Source organism: Leisingera sp. ANG-M7, from assembly GCF_000813965.1.
Taxonomy (GTDB): Bacteria; Pseudomonadota; Alphaproteobacteria; order Rhodobacterales; family Rhodobacteraceae; genus Leisingera.
The window spans coordinates 84,899-102,412 of sequence record NZ_JWLI01000005.1; the positions used below are offsets into that span (position 1 = coordinate 84,899).

General features: G+C 61.5%; 19 protein-coding genes. 12 read left to right on the forward strand and 7 right to left on the reverse strand.

Annotated features, from left to right (window positions below):
* Positions 1-18 precede the first annotated feature (18 nt).
* A complete protein-coding gene (locus RA26_RS05845; protein ID WP_027257453.1) occupies positions 19-357 on the reverse strand; it encodes a P-II family nitrogen regulator in 339 nt (112 codons plus the stop codon).
* Between the two features lie 271 nt (positions 358-628).
* Here RA26_RS05845 and RA26_RS05850 point away from each other — a divergent pair, with 271 nt between their 5' ends.
* On the forward strand, positions 629-2,842 hold the full coding sequence (locus RA26_RS05850) for a transglycosylase domain-containing protein (RefSeq protein ID WP_039181237.1): 2,214 nt from the start codon (positions 629-631) through the stop codon (positions 2,840-2,842).
* A gap of 167 nt (positions 2,843-3,009) precedes the next feature.
* Here RA26_RS05850 and RA26_RS05855 read toward each other — a convergent pair whose 3' ends face one another.
* Complete coding sequence (locus tag RA26_RS05855; protein WP_039181240.1) at positions 3,010-3,606, reverse strand: MlaC/ttg2D family ABC transporter substrate-binding protein; 597 nt, start codon at positions 3,604-3,606, stop codon at positions 3,010-3,012.
* A 2-nt stretch (positions 3,607-3,608) separates the two neighbouring features.
* Positions 3,609-4,361 carry an MlaA family lipoprotein gene (locus RA26_RS05860; RefSeq protein ID WP_241482593.1) on the reverse strand — a complete coding sequence of 251 codons (753 nt, stop codon included), beginning with the start codon at positions 4,359-4,361 and terminating at the stop codon, positions 3,609-3,611.
* A 171-nt stretch (positions 4,362-4,532) separates the two neighbouring features.
* Here RA26_RS05860 and RA26_RS05865 point away from each other — a divergent pair, with 171 nt between their 5' ends.
* The 6 genes from RA26_RS05865 to RA26_RS05890 all read left to right on the forward strand — a co-directional run bounded on the left by RA26_RS05865 (position 4,533) and on the right by RA26_RS05890 (position 10,533).
* Positions 4,533-6,266 carry a type I secretion system permease/ATPase gene (locus RA26_RS05865; protein WP_039181244.1) on the forward strand — a complete coding sequence of 578 codons (1,734 nt, stop codon included), beginning with the start codon at positions 4,533-4,535 and terminating at the stop codon, positions 6,264-6,266.
* Complete coding sequence (locus RA26_RS05870) at positions 6,263-7,567, forward strand: HlyD family type I secretion periplasmic adaptor subunit (protein WP_039181247.1); 1,305 nt, start codon at positions 6,263-6,265, stop codon at positions 7,565-7,567. The genes RA26_RS05865 and RA26_RS05870 overlap by 4 nt, the downstream gene beginning before the upstream one ends.
* A 197-nt stretch (positions 7,568-7,764) precedes the next feature.
* Positions 7,765-8,223: a RidA family protein gene (locus tag RA26_RS05875; RefSeq protein WP_039181250.1), complete on the forward strand. Its 459-nt coding sequence runs from the start codon at positions 7,765-7,767 to the stop codon at positions 8,221-8,223.
* Positions 8,220-8,993, forward strand: coding sequence for a glycerophosphodiester phosphodiesterase family protein (locus RA26_RS05880; RefSeq protein ID WP_039181251.1), 774 nt, complete (start codon positions 8,220-8,222; stop codon positions 8,991-8,993). Before RA26_RS05875 ends, RA26_RS05880 begins: the two co-directional genes overlap by 4 nt.
* Before the next feature lie 47 nt (positions 8,994-9,040).
* Complete coding sequence (locus RA26_RS05885) at positions 9,041-10,228, forward strand: GNAT family N-acetyltransferase (protein WP_039181254.1); 1,188 nt, start codon at positions 9,041-9,043, stop codon at positions 10,226-10,228.
* Positions 10,225-10,533 carry a 4a-hydroxytetrahydrobiopterin dehydratase gene (locus RA26_RS05890; RefSeq protein WP_039181257.1) on the forward strand — a complete coding sequence of 103 codons (309 nt, stop codon included), beginning with the start codon at positions 10,225-10,227 and terminating at the stop codon, positions 10,531-10,533. The genes RA26_RS05885 and RA26_RS05890 overlap by 4 nt, the downstream gene beginning before the upstream one ends.
* A 147-nt stretch (positions 10,534-10,680) precedes the next feature.
* Here RA26_RS05890 and RA26_RS05895 read toward each other — a convergent pair whose 3' ends face one another.
* Positions 10,681-11,169 carry a peroxiredoxin gene (locus RA26_RS05895; protein WP_039181260.1) on the reverse strand — a complete coding sequence of 163 codons (489 nt, stop codon included), beginning with the start codon at positions 11,167-11,169 and terminating at the stop codon, positions 10,681-10,683.
* A gap of 95 nt (positions 11,170-11,264) precedes the next feature.
* Here RA26_RS05895 and RA26_RS05900 point away from each other — a divergent pair, with 95 nt between their 5' ends.
* The 4 genes from RA26_RS05900 (at position 11,265) to RA26_RS05915 (ending at position 14,037) form a co-directional block, all read left to right on the forward strand.
* A complete protein-coding gene (locus tag RA26_RS05900; protein WP_039181263.1) occupies positions 11,265-12,476 on the forward strand; it encodes an NAD(P)/FAD-dependent oxidoreductase in 1,212 nt (403 codons plus the stop codon).
* Positions 12,473-13,033, forward strand: a complete 561-nt coding sequence (gene rsmD / locus RA26_RS05905; protein WP_039181267.1) for a 16S rRNA (guanine(966)-N(2))-methyltransferase RsmD — start codon at positions 12,473-12,475, stop codon at positions 13,031-13,033. Before RA26_RS05900 ends, rsmD begins: the two co-directional genes overlap by 4 nt.
* Positions 13,034-13,158: 125 nt before the next feature.
* Positions 13,159-13,821 carry an HAD family hydrolase gene (locus tag RA26_RS05910; RefSeq protein ID WP_039181270.1) on the forward strand — a complete coding sequence of 221 codons (663 nt, stop codon included), beginning with the start codon at positions 13,159-13,161 and terminating at the stop codon, positions 13,819-13,821.
* Positions 13,822-13,845: 24 nt separating this feature from the next.
* Positions 13,846-14,037 (forward strand): hypothetical protein, encoded by a 192-nt coding sequence (locus RA26_RS05915; RefSeq protein ID WP_039182038.1) that lies wholly within the window; start codon positions 13,846-13,848, stop codon positions 14,035-14,037.
* Positions 14,038-14,109: 72 nt separating this feature from the next.
* On the opposite strand, the gene map is transcribed toward RA26_RS05915, so the two are convergent.
* On the reverse strand, positions 14,110-14,919 hold the full coding sequence (map, locus tag RA26_RS05920) for a type I methionyl aminopeptidase (RefSeq protein ID WP_039182041.1): 810 nt from the start codon (positions 14,917-14,919) through the stop codon (positions 14,110-14,112).
* 144 nt (positions 14,920-15,063) lie between these two features.
* Here map and RA26_RS05925 point away from each other — a divergent pair, with 144 nt between their 5' ends.
* Positions 15,064-15,963, forward strand: a complete 900-nt coding sequence (locus tag RA26_RS05925) for a mechanosensitive ion channel family protein (protein WP_039181273.1) — start codon at positions 15,064-15,066, stop codon at positions 15,961-15,963.
* 21 nt (positions 15,964-15,984) lie between these two features.
* Here RA26_RS05925 and sfsA read toward each other — a convergent pair whose 3' ends face one another.
* Positions 15,985-16,686: a DNA/RNA nuclease SfsA gene (sfsA, locus tag RA26_RS05930; RefSeq protein WP_039181276.1), complete on the reverse strand. Its 702-nt coding sequence runs from the start codon at positions 16,684-16,686 to the stop codon at positions 15,985-15,987.
* 39 nt (positions 16,687-16,725) lie between these two features.
* Positions 16,726-17,481: an SDR family NAD(P)-dependent oxidoreductase gene (locus RA26_RS05935; RefSeq protein WP_039181279.1), complete on the reverse strand. Its 756-nt coding sequence runs from the start codon at positions 17,479-17,481 to the stop codon at positions 16,726-16,728.
* Positions 17,482-17,514: the final 33 nt, after the last annotated feature.

Consider the following 17,514-nt stretch of genomic DNA (forward strand, 5'->3'; position numbering starts at 1 on the left):
CCTCCATGCCGGGCGCGCTTACAGCGCCTCGAGATTGGTTTCGCCGGTGCGCACCCGCAGGGCCTGTTCCACGTCCAGAACGAAGATCTTGCCGTCGCCGATCTTGCCGGTGCGCGCGGTCTCGGATATCGCGCTGACGGCCTGTTCGGCCTGGTCTGCAGGCACCACCAGTTCCAGTTTCAGCTTCGGCACGAAATTCACTTCGTATTCGGCGCCGCGGTAAATCTCGGTATGGCCCGCCTGGGCGCCGAAGCCCTTGATTTCGGTGACCATCAGCCCGCTCACGCCAAGACCGGTCAGCGCCTCGCGGACCTCGTCCAGCTTGAAGGGCTTGATGGCGGCTATGATCATTTTCATCTCTGCATCCCTTAGGTTTCGCGCTGCCCCGGCCCCTTGCCGATGCATTGTGCACCTGCAGCAAAACCGCCGTCCCGAGTCGTGCAAAGCGAACGCCAGCAAATTTCCGCGCGTCTTTCTGCGGGCGCACAATAATTTTGCGCCTTTTGACCGGTTCGCTTAAAAACCGGCCATCTGGCAAAGGGGAAAGGTCCGGATTCTGCCCCCTCTACAATCCGGCACAGGCAGGGTATTGTCGCCGGACAACGGGCAAACCGGGCAGGAACAGACGATGGCACAAGGATCCGGGCGCAAGCCTCTGGTGGCAGAGAAACGCTATTCCGCGGGCGGCAAGGGGAAACCGGCCGCCAAAAAACCTGCGCGCAGGAAACCGGCAGCCAAGGCGAAGAAGCCGGGTCTGCTGGGGCGGCTTTTCGTCCGTAAGAAGTCCCGCGCCAGGCCTGCACCTAAAAAACGCGGACCCATTGGCTGGCTACTGGCACCGTTTGCCTTTGTTTTCCGGCTGGTCTGGGGGTTTACATGGCGCATTGGGATGGTTGCCTGCGGGCTGGTGGGCCTGGCTGTTGCCTTTCAATACGCGCGCCTGCCGGATGTTTCGGCCTACCTGGATGGCCGCGCCCGCGGATCCGTCACCATTCTGGACCGCGAGGGTGAGGTTTTTGCCTGGCGCGGCGACCAGTTTGGCGGTGTGGTGACGGCGGACACGGTGTCGCCGCATCTGAAGAACGCGATTGTGGCGACCGAGGACAAGCGGTTCTATCGCCATCTCGGCCTGTCGCCGCGAGGCATCGCAAGCGCTGTGCGCATCAACCTGAGCGAAGGCCGAGGGCCACTGTCAGGCCATGGCGGTTCCACCATCACCCAGCAGGCAGCGAAACTCCTGTGCTTGGGCAGGGTCTATGACCCGGACGAGTGGAAGAGCGAAAGCGCCTATGAGGCGGACTGCCGCAAGGGCTCGCTGTGGCGCAAAGGCACCGAGGCGATCTTTGCCCTGGCGATGGAGGCCAAATACACCAAGGATGAGATCCTCTCGATCTACATGAACCGGGCTTACATGGGCGGCGGCGCCTATGGGGCGGAGGCTGCGGCGCAGCGGTACTTTGGTAAGTCGGCGAACCAGCTGAACCCGGCAGAGGGCGCGATGCTGGCAGGGCTATTGACGGCGCCCTCGACGCTGGCCCCCACCAACAACCTGCAGCGCTCGCAGGACCGGGCCGCCACCGTGTTGCGGCTGATGCAGGAGCAAGGCTACCTGACGACGGCGGAGATGCAGAAGTTTCAGGACAGCCCGGCAGAGCTGAGCGAGGCGGCAGCGGCGCGGGCCGGCGGCTATTTTGCCGATTGGGTGATGGACAGCATCCCGGATTTCCTGGGCGATCAGACCACCGAGGACGTGGTTATCCGCTCCACCATGGACCAGCGCCTGCAAAGTGCGGCTGAGGAAGCGCTGAAATATGTGTTCGAGAACAAGGTCCGTCAGGGCTCCAAGGCGCAGGCCGCCATCGTGGTGATGAGCGCGGATGGTGCCGTGCGAGCGATGGTGGGCGGTCGCAAGACCCGCGTCTCGGGTGTGTTCAACCGCGCAACCCAGGCCAAACGGCAGACCGGTTCTGCGTTCAAACCCTTTGTCTATGCCACTGCGCTTGAGCTTGGCTATTCGCCTTATGACAGGGTGCTGGATGCAAAATACTGTCTGAACATTCCTGGCTCCGGCCAGTGGTGCCCGGACAACTATACCCGCAAGTTCTATGGCGAGGTGACTTTGGCGCGGGCGCTGCGGGACTCGCTGAATGTGCCGGCTGTGAAAGTGTCCGAGGCTGTGGGCCGCGACAAGGTGAGCCTTGTGGCCAAGGACTTTGGCATCGACAGCGATCTGGCTGCAGGCCCGGCGCTGGCGCTTGGGGCCTCTGAGAGCACGCTTCTGGAAATGACCGGCGCTTATGCTGGGATTTTGAACGGCGGTTCCTCCGTGACGCCATACGGGGTGACAGAGCTGAAGCTGGTCGAGGACAGTGAGGCGCTGATGGGCGCCAGCGGCGGCATTGGCGAGCGTGTGATCCGCCCGGAGGCCGCGCAGCAGCTGGTCTGGATGATGGAAAAGGTGATTGCCGGCGGTACCGGTCAGCGGGCGCAGATCCCGGGCTGGCAGGCAGCGGGCAAGTCCGGCACCACGTCTGCCGCTAAGGACGCCTGGTTCATCGGTTTCACGGCAGACTACGTTGCCGGTGTCTGGATGGGTTACGACGACAACACCCCCCTGTCCGGCGTGACCGGCGGCGGCCTTCCCGCCGAAATCTGGCGCGAGACTATGGTGCGAGTGCATGAGGGGCTGGAGCCGAAGCCGCTGCCGATGCTGGAACCAGAACCGATTGCTCCGCCGCCGCAGCAGCCCCGCCGCGAGCGCCGCCGCCGCCAGGGGCCGAACTTGGGCCAGGAACTGGGCCGCGCGGTCGATAACATCCTGCGCGATATTCTGGGCAACTAATACTACGGACAGGGGGGGCTCCCGCCCGCCTCCGGCATCCTGGATGCTGCTGCCACGTGCAGGAGGGTATTGTGCTTTCAGCTGGCAGGCCGCTTGACCTGCCCCCTTTAGCGCAAAGTAAAAGGCCCCCCGGAGGGAGCCTGTCTTGCAATCTGTATGCTGCCGGCTTAGCTGAGCCGCTTCAGCTCGGCGATCAGTGCGTCGATGTCGCCTTTCTTGCCGTCCAGGATCGCGCCAATCTCTGTTCGCTCGGTCAGCAGCAGGTTCACGCCCTCGATGAACATGTTGAAGAACAGGTCGCGGCCGGAGCGGTCCGAGACAAGGAAGGTCACCTCGAACGGCGACTGGCCTTTGAGGTAGGCAATGGTGCTTACCTCATACCATTTCTTCACTTTCTTGACGCTCTTCACTTCCAGCTTGCCGCCGATGAACTCGCGGAAGCGTTTGCCGTATTTGCGGGAAATGTAGCCCTGGAAGGCCTTGGAGAAGGCCTTCTTCTGAGCGGGGGATGCGCGGCGCCCGTCGGCTCCCAGTGCATAGGCTGCGATATATGATGTGTCGCTGTATTGCTGGAAGATCCGCTCAAAGTCGCGGAACATGGCGCTTTCACCCTTGCCGGACTCGATCACCCGGTTGATGTCGGCTACCAGGCGGTTGATCAAAGTGCTGGCACTGCTTTCGGTCAGCGCCCACAGGGCCTGCGGTGCGGCTGTCAGTGCGGCAACTCCGGCACACAGGCCGGTTAGGAAATTGCGGCGGTCCATTTTCAAAATCCTTCAGTGTTCAGCTCGAACGGGTCGATTTCCTGGATCTCCTCGCCATCCCCCAGCTGGAACCGGCGGTTCTGCAGGTAGATCAGGCGGGACTGAGCGTAGCTGTCGGCGCTCTCATACAGAATCGAGTCGATTGTGTCGGAATAGTTGCCACGATCGCCCATGCGGCGCACGATCTCGGCGTAGATGGTGATATTGTCGGCAGTATTCTGCTCGACATGGCCCAGAGGGTTGGTGAAGAAGTCCACCGCGACCCCCACGGCATCGCGACTGGTGGACGGGCCGAGCAGAGGCAGTTCGACGTAGGCGCCTTCGCCGACGCCCCATTTGTGCAGGGTTTCACCGAAATCGGTATCGACCGCAGGCACCTTGAATTCGGTGGCAGGGTCAGCCAGGCCCGCAAACCCCACTGTCGAATTGATCACGAAACGCGAAAATGCGTTGCCCGCCGTTTTCAGGTCACCCTGCAGCAGCGCGTTGACCATCTGGCCGGGCATCGACAGGTTTTCCGCGAAGTATGAGAAGCTGGTGACCATCGGCGCAGGTACAATCGCCACATACCCTTTGGACGCAGGGCGGAAAGCGATCCGGTCGACACCGCGGTTGAAGGCATGAATAGAACGGTTCGTCCGCTCATAAGGGTCGAACACCTCGCCGGAGGCGCGCGCAACCGGATCCTGGGTGGCGCAGCCAGCGGCAAAAGCGGCCAAAATCAGCGCAGGTACAAATTTAAGCGGTCGCAACATCAAGGGCATTCGGATAAGTGTCCAATTGGAACTGGAACGGGCACGTCGAGGTGCAAATAAGGGGTCCTGAGCCGATTTCCAGTCTGATTACATTTTTTTGCCTGGCTATGCCACAACTGGTACAATTCCAGCCCTGACCTGAAGCCATCGAACCACTATTGCAGTCTGAGCATGAATAAAACCCTTTACAAAAACGGATATGAAGAACTGCGCCAGGTGCGGCGGCAAAGCCGCGGCCTGTACTGGTTCACGGGGGTCTTCAGTTTCTTCGTGAACTTGCTGATGCTGACCGGTCCGCTCTACATGATGCAGGTTTATGACCGGGTGCTGGGCAGCCGGTCTGAGGCGACGCTGCTGGCGCTGTCGCTCTTGGTTGTCTTCCTCTACGGGATGATGGGGCTGCTGGATTATGCCCGTGGGCGGATCATGGCGCGGGTCGGCGCGCGCTTCCAGGCTGCGCTGGACAAACGGGTGTTCGACGCGATGATCCGCCGTTCGTCGGTGGCGCAGGATCCGGTGGCGCAGACTGGCCTGTCCGATCTGGAGGCTCTGCAGCGGCTGATAGCCTCGCCGGTGCTGACTGCGGCCTTCGACCTGCCTTGGACGCCGGTGTTCCTGGCTGGGATTGCGTTGTTCCACCCTTGGCTGGGACTGCTGGCGCTGGCGGGCGGGGCGGTGCTTGTGGTGATTGCGCTGCTGAACCAGCTGTTCACTCGGGTGCCGCAGCAGAAGGCTAATATGACCGGACACAAAGCCAATCTGATGTCCGAGGAAATCCGCAATGAGGCAGAGATGATCCAGTCGATGGGGATGCGCGGGGCTTCGTTTACAAGATGGAAACGGGCTCGCGATGAGGCCCTGACCGACAGCGTGACGGCGAATGATACTGGCGGCGGTTTCACCACACTGACCAAGACGCTGCGGCTGTTCCTGCAATCTGCGATGTTGGGGCTGGGCGCCTATCTGGTGTTGCAGAACGAAGTGACGCCGGGGGCGATGATCGCGGGCTCCATTCTGATGGGCCGGGCGCTTGCCCCGATTGAGCTGGGACTGGGGCAGTGGGGACTGGTGCAGCGGGCGCTGAAGGGCTGGCACAATCTGGCGGAGCTGCTGGACAAGGTGCCAGAGGAGGATACGCGCACCGCACTGCCCAAGCCAAAGGCGCTTCTGGAAGTGCAGGGGCTGGCCATTGTACCGCCGGGCAGCAGCACACCGTTGTTGCGCAACGTGAATTTCCGGGTGCAACCGGGCCAGGCAATTGGTGTCATCGGGCCGTCAGGGTCGGGCAAGTCGACTCTGGCCCGTGCCTTGACCGGTGTATGGCGGCCCGCCGCTGGCTCCGTCCGGCTGGACGGAGCTTCACTGGATCAGTACGAACCGGATGTGCTGGGTGGCCACATCGGCTATTTGCCTCAACGGGTGCAGGTGTTTGACGGCACAATTGCTCAGAACATCGCCCGCCTCAACCAGCGCCCAGACGCCGAGAAAGTGGTGGAGGCCGCCCGCAAGGCCGCCGCGCATGAGATGATCCTGAAGCTGCCTGAGGGTTATGACACCCGCGTCAACGCCACTGGCGGACGGCTGTCTGGCGGGCAGATGCAGCGGGTCGGGCTGGCGCGGGCGCTGTTCGATGACCCGGTGATCTTGATCCTGGATGAGCCGAACTCCAACCTAGATAACGAGGGGTCGATCGCGCTGAACAAGGCGATCAAGCAGATCAAAGCGGAAGGGCGGTCAGTGCTGATTATGGCGCACCGGCCGGCGGCGATTCAGGAATGCGACATGCTGCTGGTGATTGACAAGGGCACCCAGACGGCCTTTGGCCCCAAGGACAAGGTGCTGCAGGAAATGGTGGCCAACCATCAGAACATCCGCCAGGCCACTGGCGCGGGAGGTGTGCGGTGAGCGTGGAAACCAACTGGCCTGCACGGCGGCCGCTGATAATTGGCCTGATTTCTCTCTTGGTGCTGGTGGGCGGCTTTGGCTCCTGGTCGGTGCTGTCATCAATCTCCGGTGCTGTGGTGGCAACAGGGCGTATCGAGGTCGACCGCAACCGGCAGGTGGTGCAGCATCTGGATGGCGGTATTGTTGACGAAATTTTGGTCGATGAGGGCGATACGGTTTCCGAAGGGGATACGCTGATACGGCTGGATGCCAACGAGCTGACTTCGCAGCTGGTGATCACCGAGGGGCAGCTGTTTGAGCTGATGGCCCGGCGCGGCCGACTGGAAGCGGAGCGGGACGAGGACGCTGAGATCCGCTTCGATCCGGAGCTGCTGGAAATCGCGGGGATCCAGCCGGAAGTTGCGGATCTGGTGGAAGGCCAGCAGCGCCTGTTCCAGGCCCGAAGAGATACCACTGCGCGCGAAATTGAACAGCTTGAGAAGCGCCGGGTGCAGATCGAAGAGCAGATCCGCGGTATTCAGGCGCAGCAGACCTCGCTGAAAGTGCAGCTGGATCTGATCGGCGAGGAGCTGGGAAACCAGCAATCGTTGCTGGACCGCGGCCTGGCGCAGGCGGCGACGGTGCTGAACCTGCGCCGCACCCAGGCCAGCCTGGACGGGCAGCTGGGCGAGCTGGTTGCCTCAGAGGCGCAGGCAGAGGGGCGGATCACCGAGATCGACATTGAGATCCTGAAACTGGGCACTGGTCAGCGTGAGGAAGCGATCACCCGCCTGCGCGACCTGCGTTACCAGGAACTGGAGCTGGCTGAGACACGCCGTTCCCTGCAGCAGCGCCTGGCACGGCTCGACATCACTGCGCCAGTCTCCGGCGTGGTGTACGGGCTGCAGGTGCAGACCCCGCGCTCGGTGATCCGCCCGGCCGACCCGGTGCTGTATCTGGTGCCGCAGGACCGGCCGCTGGTGATTGCAGCGCAGGTGGCGCCCACGGATATCGATCAGCTATACACGGGACAGGAGGTGACCGTGCGCTTCTCGGCCCTGGATCAGCGCTCGACACCGGAGCTGTTTGGACAAGTGACCCAGGTCTCGGCAGATGCGTTTGAGGATCAGGGCAGCGGCATTTCCTATTACCGGGCAGAGATTGAGCTCAATCCGGGGGAGCAGGGCCGCCTGCCTGCGGGTACGGTGCTGATCCCGGGGATGCCGGTGGAAAGCTACATCCGCACCGCTGACCGCTCGCCGCTGGCCTATCTGGTCAAGCCGCTGGCCGATTATTTCAACAAGGCCTTCCGCGAAAGTTGAATTTGCCGCTGCAATTCGCCGCGGAATCTAGCCATGAAAAACCTATTCTCACGGCCGTTTTCATCGCTTGAAACCGGCTTGTGGCAGCTGCCGTGCCTGCAGGTGCAGAAAGCTGCGCCGGGGCTTCGCATTTTCCCTTTCCGAAACCTGCCTGGCCGGGTAGCGTCCCGGCAATTGAAGACTCGGAGGAATGCGCCATGAGCATCGAAGCAAAACTGAAAGAGCTGGGTGTGACCCTGCCTGACGCGCCGGCACCGGCGGCCAACTATGTGCCTTATGTGGTGGCTGGCGACATGGTCTATATCTCCGGTCAGATTTCCGCGGATGAAAACGGGCTGATCACCGGCACCCTGGGGGCCGACATGGACGTCGATGCAGGCCAGGCCGCGGCTAAGCGCTGCGCGATTGCGCTGCTGGCACAGCTGAAGGCTGCCTGCGGCGGCGATCTGGACCGTCTGGTCCGCGTCGTGAAGCTTGGCGCTTTTGTGAATTCAACCGCGGAGTTTACCCAGCAGCCGCAGGTGGTGAACGGCGCCTCCGATTTCTTGGTCGAAGCACTGGGCGACATTGGGCGCCACGCGCGTTCTGCCGTCAGCTCGCCCTCGCTGCCGTTAGGCGTTGCAGTCGAAATCGACGGCGTGTTCCAGATCAAATGACCCCGTCCCTGCCTGCCACATTCCTGACCGTCCCGCTTGCCCACCGTGCCTTGCATGATGTTGCGGACGGGCGTCCGGAGAACAGCCGGGCGGCCATCCGCGCGGCAATGGCGGCAGGCTACGGGATCGAGATCGACCTGCAGCAGTCCAAGGACGGCTGCGCCATGGTTTTCCATGACTATGATCTGGACCGGCTGGCTGCAGGCACCGGCCCGGTCCGCGCGCTGACGCGCGCAGCGCTAGGATCGGTTCCGCTCAAGAGCGGCGATGGTGAAGGTATCCCTGAGCTCGCGGAGGTGCTTGACCTCGTGGCAGGCCGGGTGCCGCTGCTGATCGAACTGAAGGATCCGCAGGGGGAAATGGGGATCACTGATGGGGTGCTGGAGCGTGCCACGGTGGAGGCGCTCCAAGGCTATGCGGGCCCGGTGGCGCTGATGTCTTTCAACCCCAACTCGGTAACGGAACTGGCGCGGCTGGCGCCGGACATCGCCCGCGGTATCACCACCAGTGCCTATGACCCGGCGGAGTGGCCTGAGCTGCCCAAGGCTGTGTGCGATGCCCTGCGCGCCATTCCGGATTTTGACCGCAGCGGGTCCAGCTTTATCAGCCACGAGGCCGGTGATCTGGCGCGGCCGCGGGTGCAAGCGCTGCGCAGCGCTGGAGTGCCGGTTCTGTGCTGGACTGTCAGATCGGCGGCCGAGGAAACCGCGGCGCGGGCCTTTGCCGACAATGTGACATTTGAACGGTACCTTTCGCCGCTAACACCTTGATCGCGCTGGCCCGCACCCCACATCTTGAAGCGGTGCGGAGGAATTGAATGGCTCAGGCGCAAATCGACATCCGGGTGCTGGCCTCGCTGTCTCAGATCACGGCTGAGGACTGGGATACCTGCGCTTGTCCCGAAACCGCGGACGGCGGGCGTCCGCTGGATCCTTTCACGACCCACCGGTTCCTGAGCGCACTGGAGGACAGCGGCTCAGTCGGGCCGGGCACCGGCTGGCAGCCGCAGTATCTGACCGCCTATCAGGAAGGCCGCCTGATCGCTTGCGCACCTCTTTATGCCAAGGGGCACAGCCAGGGGGAGTACATCTTCGACCACAACTGGGCGCATGCCTATGAGCAAGCGGGCGGCCACTATTACCCCAAGCTGCAGATCGCAGTGCCCTTTACTCCGGCCACAGGGCGCAGGTTTCTGGTGCGCCCGGGATTTGACGGCATCGGCCATTCAGCGCTGCTGCAAGGTGCAGTGCAACTGGCGGTGGACAATAACCTGTCGTCGCTGCATGTGACCTTCTGCACCCAGGACGAGGCGCGGCTGGGTGAGGAGATGGGACTGATGCTGCGCACTACGCAGCAGTTCCACTGGCAGAACGAAGGTTACGCCGATTTTGAGGCGTTCATGCGGGCGCTGTCCTCGCGCAAGCGCAAGAACATCCGAAAGGAACGGATGCAGGCGCAGTGCTTTGGCGGTGACATTCGCGTCTATCGGGGCGATGATCTGCGCCCGGAGCATTGGGATGCCTTCTGGGAGTTCTACCAGGACACCGGTGCGCGCAAATGGGGTTCACCCTATCTGACCCGGCAGTTCTTTGACATCGCCCACCGGACGATGGCGGACGACATGGCTCTGATTCTGGCGGAACGCAGCGGGCGTTACGTCGCCGGTGCGCTTAATTTCCTTGGCCGCAAAACGCTTTACGGCCGTTATTGGGGCTGCGTCGAACAACACCCCTGCCTGCATTTCGAGCTGTGCTATTATCAGGCCATAGAGCTGGCGATTGCCTTGGGTCTTGACCGGGCAGAAGCAGGCGCGCAGGGTGAACACAAGCTCGCGCGCGGTTACATGCCGTGCCAGACACACAGCTTGCACTGGATCGGCGATCCCGGGTTTGCCGGGGCCGTTGCACGCTATCTTGAGGCTGAGCGGGCCGCCACCGAGGAAGAGATCGAAATCCTGACCGACTACGGTCCGTTCCGCAAAGCCCATGTGGAGGAGCAAGAATGACGGAAAAACTGTCTGACGCCACCCGCGGTCCCCTGCTGGAGCCGCTGTTCGCCACCGGCTGGGAAATGGTGGAAGGCCGTGATGCCATCACAAAAACATTCAAGTTCAGCAACTTCGCTGATGCTTTCGGCTGGATGACCCGCGCCGCGATCTGGGCTGAGAAGTGGAACCATCACCCTGAATGGAGCAACGTCTACAACCGGGTGACGGTGGTTCTGACAACCCATGATGTCGACGGGATCAGCGCTCAGGACGCGAAGCTGGCCCGCAAGATGGACGGGCTGTTCGGAGAACCGCAGGAGTGATCCAGGCCGGTTGAAAGGTAAGTCAGCATTACTGTCCGAATGTTCCGCGTGCGAAACATTCGGACAAATTGTCTGACCTTGTTTTTGCGAATATTAAGGGGTTGGTGTGGCAGCCGCCTGCTCCGGCGGCCACCTGGAAGTCAGGCTTCAGCCCATGGTGTCCAGCAGGCCTTCACCTGCGGACAGTTCGCACTGACCGGGGTTTTCTTCCTTGTTGAGCACTTTCACCTCGCCGTCTTCCACCAGCATCGCATAGCGCAGCGAGCGGCCGATGAGGCCCGCGGCAGGCGCGTCCAGGCGCATCCCGATTGCTTCGGTAAAGGTGCATTCGGCATCCGACAGCATGGTGATGCCGGCTTCGGTGGCGCCAGTGTTGTCGCCCCAGATCGACATAACGAAGGGATCATTGCCGGCCAAGCAGATGATTTCGTCAACACCCTTGGCGGCAAATTGGTCCTTGGTGCGGATGAAGCTGGGCACATGTGCAGAATGGCAGGTGCTGGTAAAGGCGCCTGGAACCGCAAAAAGCACCACTTTGCGCCCCTTCAGCTTTTCTGCGAGCTGAACCTGCTCAGGGCCGTTCTCCCCAATCCGTGTCAGTGTCGCGTCCGGCAGCTGGTCTCCAACAGAAATCATTGCACGTTCCTCTTTCTCCTGATTGCGTTTTGGGGCCCCGGGTATATAGGGTCCGGTGAAAGCGTGACGGGAACTATTGCGGGAGGCAAGGGGATATGTCCCACATCGTCGTTATTGGAGCGGGGCAGGCGGGGTCCTCGCTGGTGGCAAAGCTGCGCAAGGACGGGTTTGACGGGGAAATCACCCTGATCGGCGCAGAGGAGGCGCTGCCCTATCAGCGGCCGCCGCTGTCGAAGGCCTATCTTCTGGGTGAAATGGAGCTGGAGCGGCTGTTCCTGCGGCCGGAAAGTTTTTACACCGACAATAACATCACCCTGAAGCTGGGCCAGCTTGTCACCGGAATTGATCCTGCGGCCAAGACTGTCAGCTTGGGCGATGAGGTGATTTCCTACGACCAGCTGGCGCTGACCACAGGGTCTGACCCGCGCCGCCTGCCGGCCGCCATTGGCGGTGACCTAGACGGCGTTTACGTGGTGCGCGGGCTGACGGATGTTGATGCAATGGCGCCCCATGTGACCGAAGGCAAGCGGGCGCTGATCGTCGGCGGCGGCTATATTGGGCTGGAGGCAGCTGCGGTTTGTGCCAAGCGCGGCGTCAAGGTGACCCTGGTCGAGATGGCCGACCGTATCCTGCAGCGCGTTGCAGCACCTGAGACCTCCGATTTCTTCCGTAGCCTGCACACGTCCCGCGGCGTGGACATCCGCGAAGGTGTCGGGCTCGAGCGGCTGGAAGGCGAAGACGGCAAGGTCACCCGTGCGGTTCTCAGCGGCGGTGAGGAGCTGGACGTGGATTTTGTTGTCGTGGGAGTCGGCATCACGCCGTCGTCGCAACTGGCGGAAATGGCCGGGCTGGAGCTGGACAACGGCATCAAGGTGGACGCCAAGGGCCGCACCTCGGATGCCTCGATCTGGTCTGCGGGCGATTGCGCGTCCTTCCCGTTCCAGGGTAGCCGGATCCGGTTGGAAAGCGTGCCCAATGCCATCGACCAGGCTGAGGTCGTGGCGCAGAACATGCTGGGCGCGGACAAGAATTATATTGCGACACCCTGGTTCTGGTCGGATCAATACGACGTCAAGCTACAGATCGCGGGCCTGAACACCGGCTATGACAATGTGGTCACCCGTCAGGGTGAGGGCAGCCAGGTCTCCTTCTGGTACTACAAGGGAGATCAGTTGGTGGCAGTGGACGCAATGAACGACCCGCGCGCCTACATGGTGGCAAAACGGCTGATTGACGCGGGCAAGACCGCCGACAAGGCGGTTGCCGGTGATCCCGCCGCGGATCTGAAGCCGCTCTTGAAGGCGTGAGGATTATCGCAGGAGACTTCCGCGGCCGGGCATTGGCCGCGGTGGGTAAAGGGGATGCGGGCGCCCATTTGCGCCCCACCACGGACCGGGTGCGCGAAAGCCTGTTCAATGTGCTGATGCACACGGGCGCCATTCCCGGTGCCCGGGTGCTGGACCTGTTCGCTGGCACCGGAGCACTGGGGCTGGAGGCGCTGTCTCGTGGTGCAGCGGAAGTTCTGTTTGTCGATGATGGCCGTGTGTCCGGCGGATTGATCAAAAAGAACATCGCAATTTGCAAGGCCGAAGACCGCTGCACCCTTGCGCGCCGGGATGCGTTGAAGCTGGGGCAAAACCCGGACGATCCGTTTGACTTGATCTTTCTCGATCCGCCTTACGGTAAAGCAATGGGCGAGAAGGCGCTTGCGGCAGCTGTCGCTGGCGGCTGGGTCGCGGATGACGCACTGGTGGTCTGGGAGGAAAACACTCCGACGGCCGTGCTTAAGGGGTTCGAGCTGCACGACAGCCGCAAATACGGTGATACCTACATCACTCTGATGTGGCGGGATGTTTCGGGTTGAAACAGGCCGGGCGGGAGATTGCTCACGGCTGGTTTGCTGCAGCCTTTACGCTACTCTAATACAAAACTGGATGTAAGTTTGCACGCCGCGCGTGCAGGGCCAAGTCTGCGATGAGGTGCCGTTGCATGCCCAAGACCTTTCCAACCCCGAAGCTGGTAATCTTTGACTGCGAAGGCGTGCTTGTTGACAGTGAACCGGCTTCGAACCAGGCGCTGGCAGACAACCTGTCCCGCCATGGGCTTCCGCTGACGGTGGAACAATCGATGGCGCATTTTGTTGGCGGCACCATGACCGGGGTGATGCAGACGGCCCGCAGCTTGGGCGCCAATCTGCCGGACAATTGGATCGAGGAAATCTACGACGAAACCTATGCGTTGCTGAGGCAGGGGGTGCCGCTGGTCCAGGGCATACCCGATTTGCTGGCGCGGCTGGATGCACAGGGCATCCCTGTCTGCGTTGCCTCCAATGGCAGCGAAGAGAAGATGCGCACCACCCTGGGCCAGAATGGGTTGTGGGAGCGGTTCCACCCGCAGGCGATGTTCTCGGCGCATTCGCTTGGGGTTGCCAAGCCTGAACCAGGCTTGTTTCTGGCGGCGGCCAGTCATTTCGGGGTGCAGGCCCGCGACTGCCTGGTGATCGAGGATAGCGGCAGCGGCGTGACCGCAGCTGTGCGCGCGGGTATGCGTTGCCTTGGTTTTGCGCCGCAGGGCGGCGGCAAGAAGCTTGCTGCGCTGGGAGCTGAAGTTTTCACCAACATGTCAGAGGTGCCGGCGCTTTTGTCGATCTGAGTCTGTTATGGTATGATCCCGCGCATGGAACAGACCATGCGCGCACAAATCCTTCGGTACTCAAAAGACGCAGAAACGCAGAGCCGGCCTAAGCCGGAAAGGCTGCGGGCGCCGCTGTTCATTCAGGATGTGGTGACACCGTTTGGTGATGGGACGCTGTTGCTGGCGCTCTGGCGGTTTCAGGAAGCTGAGGGTCAGGACGACGCAAAGTCCTGACCGGATCAATCTTTCATCTGGCTGAAAAAAACCTGAGGTGCGGGGGATGGCCCCCGCTGCCGTTCTTGCGGCTCAGCCGTAGGTCGGGTGGAACTTGCCCGCAGGCGACAGGGTGAAAATCTCCGCCCCGTCTGAGGTTACCCCGATCGAATGCTCGAACTGCGCCGACAGCGACTTGTCACGGGTAACGGCGGTCCATTCGTCTGCCAGAATCTTGGTTTCAGGACGGCCCAAGTTGATCATCGGCTCGATGGTGAAGAACATGCCTTCTTCCAGCACCGGGCCGGTGCCGGGGCGGCCGTAGTGCAGCACGTTGGGCGGCGCGTGGAATACTGTGCCTAGTCCGTGGCCGCAGAAATCCCGCACCACGCTCATCCGCTGCGCTTCGGCATAGGTCTGGATCGCATGGCCGATGTCACCGAAGGTGTTGCCCGGCTTCACCGCCTCGATCCCCATCATCAGCGAATCATGGGTGACTTGGATCAACCGCTCCGCCTTGCGGCTGAGCTTGCCTGCGACGAACATCCGGGAGGTGTCGCCGAACCAGCCGTCGACGATCACGGTTACGTCGATGTTCAGGATATCGCCATCCTTCAGCTTCTTGTCGCCGGGAATGCCGTGGCAGACCACATGGTTCACCGAGATGCAGCTGGCGTGCTGATAACCCTTGTAGCCGATGGTGGCCGATTTGGCGCCCGCGTCCTCTACCATTTGGGTGATGATGCGGTCGATCTCGCCGGTGGACTGGCCCGGGAAAACATGCGCTGCGATATCATCCAGAATGCGCGCGGCAAGCGCACCCGCCTTGTGCATGCCGGCATAGTCGCCGGCTTCATGAATGCGGATGCCGTCCTTGGTTGTGCGGCCGTCTTTCGATCTCATCACGCAGAGCTCCATCACGTTCTTTGCGTAGCTATGTAAGGGGTTCCCGCCGAAAGGGCCAGACCGGGGTTGCGGGAACTTTTACCGCTGCGGTGCGTTTGACCATTTGAATACTCGATTTGGCAACAAGGGGAACGCAGCGGAATGGACAGCTTCAACAGCCTAATGCAAACCAAAATCTACGATGGCAGGACGCTTGCGGATCTGGTGACGCTGGAATTCCTGGCGCAGGCGCTGGGCAGCGTTCTGGCTGCAGTAATTATTCTGCTGGCCGGCTTCATCGTTGCCGGATGGGTCAAGCGGCGGATCGTGCAGCTGGGCGATAGCAACGCAAAGCTGGATGTGACCCTGTTCCACTTTCTGGGCAATCTCGCCCGATACGTTATTTTGGCCTTTGCTGCCTTGTTTGTGCTCAACACCTTTGGCGTTAAGACAACTTCCATCGTGGCGGCAATTGGTGCTGCCGGATTGGCCATTGGCCTGGCCATGCAGGGGGCACTGTCGAATGTGGCGGCAGGGGTTATGATCATCCTGTTCCGCCCGTTCAAGCTGGGCGATTTTATCGCAGTTAACGGCGAGATGGGCACGGTGCACGAAATCACCTTGAACAATACCGTCATTGCTAGCCTGTCCAATCTCAAGGTAATTGTCCCGAATTCCGAAGTCTGGGGTAATACCATCACCAATTACTCGTCTTTCGACACCCGCCGTGCTGAGTGGACATTTGGTGTCGGTTACGGTGCCAATCTGGCAACTGCAGAGCAGGTGATCCGGGAAACCATCATGGGCGATAGCCGTTCGTACAGCGACCCGGAGCCGTTCATTCAGGTCAATGAGCTGAACAGCAGCTCGGTTGATTTCCTGGTGCGCGTCTGGGTCGATGCAGAGGAGTACTTCCAGTACCAGGCCGACATGAAGCGCAAGGTGAAAGAGGCGCTGGACGTCGCTGGAGTGGATATTCCGTTCCCGACCCGTACGCTGATCAGGGCCCAGCCGGAGCGTGAGGGGGAGGGTTCTGAAAAGCAAGTAGGACAGGCGGCCTGAGCTGCCGCCCGGGCCGGGCTGTTACTCTGATGAGAGCGGCCCGGCGACCTCAACACCCCGTGGAGTAATCCGCGTGCCAATTACCAGCTTCTCCACCCCCGCGGCCTGAGCGCAGGCAAAGGCATCTGTGTAGGCCGGGTCAATATCGGCGGCCAGTCTGAAGCGGGTGCAATCGGTGCGTTGCACAAGGTACAGCATGACGGCGCGTTTACCCTGCTCCACCATGTTTGCCAGCTCCCCAAGATGCTTGGTGCCACGGGCTGTGACGCTGTCGGGAAACTCAGCGAGACCGGGCTGGCGCGACAAAGTCACGCTTTTCACCTCCACATAACAATCGGGCAGGCCGTCCTGCTGCAGCAGGAAGTCTATGCGGCTATTTTCGCCGTATTTCACCTCGGGGCATATCGTTCTGTAGGAAGAGAGTTCTGCAACCTCTCCCGCCTCCAGTGAGGCCCGCAGGGCGCGGTTCGGCACCGAGGTGTCGACACCGGTAAAATGGCCGTCTGAGTGCTCCACCAGCCGCCAGCCGTATTTCAGTTTCTTCTTCGGGTCGTCGTTGGGTTCCAGCCAGATCTTCATGCCCGGATCCGCCAGCCTCATCATGCTGCCCGGGTTGGCGCAATGGGCGGTAATCTCCTGCCCGTCCTCTAACCGGCAATCGGCAAGGAAACGTTTGTAACGGCGGATCAGAGTGGCGGGGATCAGGGGCTGGGAAAACTTCATACCTGGATGACTACCCCAGCCCCGCCCGACGGCAAAGCCTTAGTTGCGGCCGGCCATGACGCCGCCGTCAACATCCCAGATGGCGCCGGTGACCCAGGCAGCCTGATCGGACAGCAGATGCACAACGGTGGCCGCAATGTCGGCCGGGCGGCCGACGCGCCCAATTGGATGGAAGCTGTCGAAGCCGGCTGAAAGCGTATCTTCGATCTGCGCCGGATCGATAAAGGCACCGTAAATCGGGGTGACCACCACTGCAGGGGCCACCGCGTTCACCCGGATGCCGTGGTCCGCCAGCTCCATCGCCAGGTGCTGGGTCAGAGCGTGCAGGCCTGCCTTGGCCATGGAATAGGCTGAGCTTGGTGTCGCCTTGATCGCCTGTTTTGCCCACATGGAGCCGATATTGACGATGGACCCGCCGCCGTAGCCTGCCATATTGGCAGCCACTGCTTGGGTCAGGAAGAAGGCGGCGCGGTTCAGGCCCATATAGCGGTCGTAGTCTTCGAGCCCGTGTTCAAGGAAGGGCTTGGGAACAAAAACGCCGGCAGCATTTACCAGCTTGCTGAGGTGGCGGCTGTCTGCCTTCAGTTCTGCCGCCAGTGTCTGGACAGCAGCGAAATCCATCAGGTCTATTTGCCGGGTCTCGGCGTGGGCCCCGAGCTCAGCCTTAGCGGCCTCCAGCTTGGATGCTGAGGAGCCCAGCAGGGTGACATGTTGTCCCGCTTTCACTAGCTGGCGCGCAGTTTCCAGACCCATTCCCGAGGATCCGCCGATGATCAGTGCGGTTTCAGTCGTCATAGTGATTCTCCTATCTATCAGTAGGTAGATAGA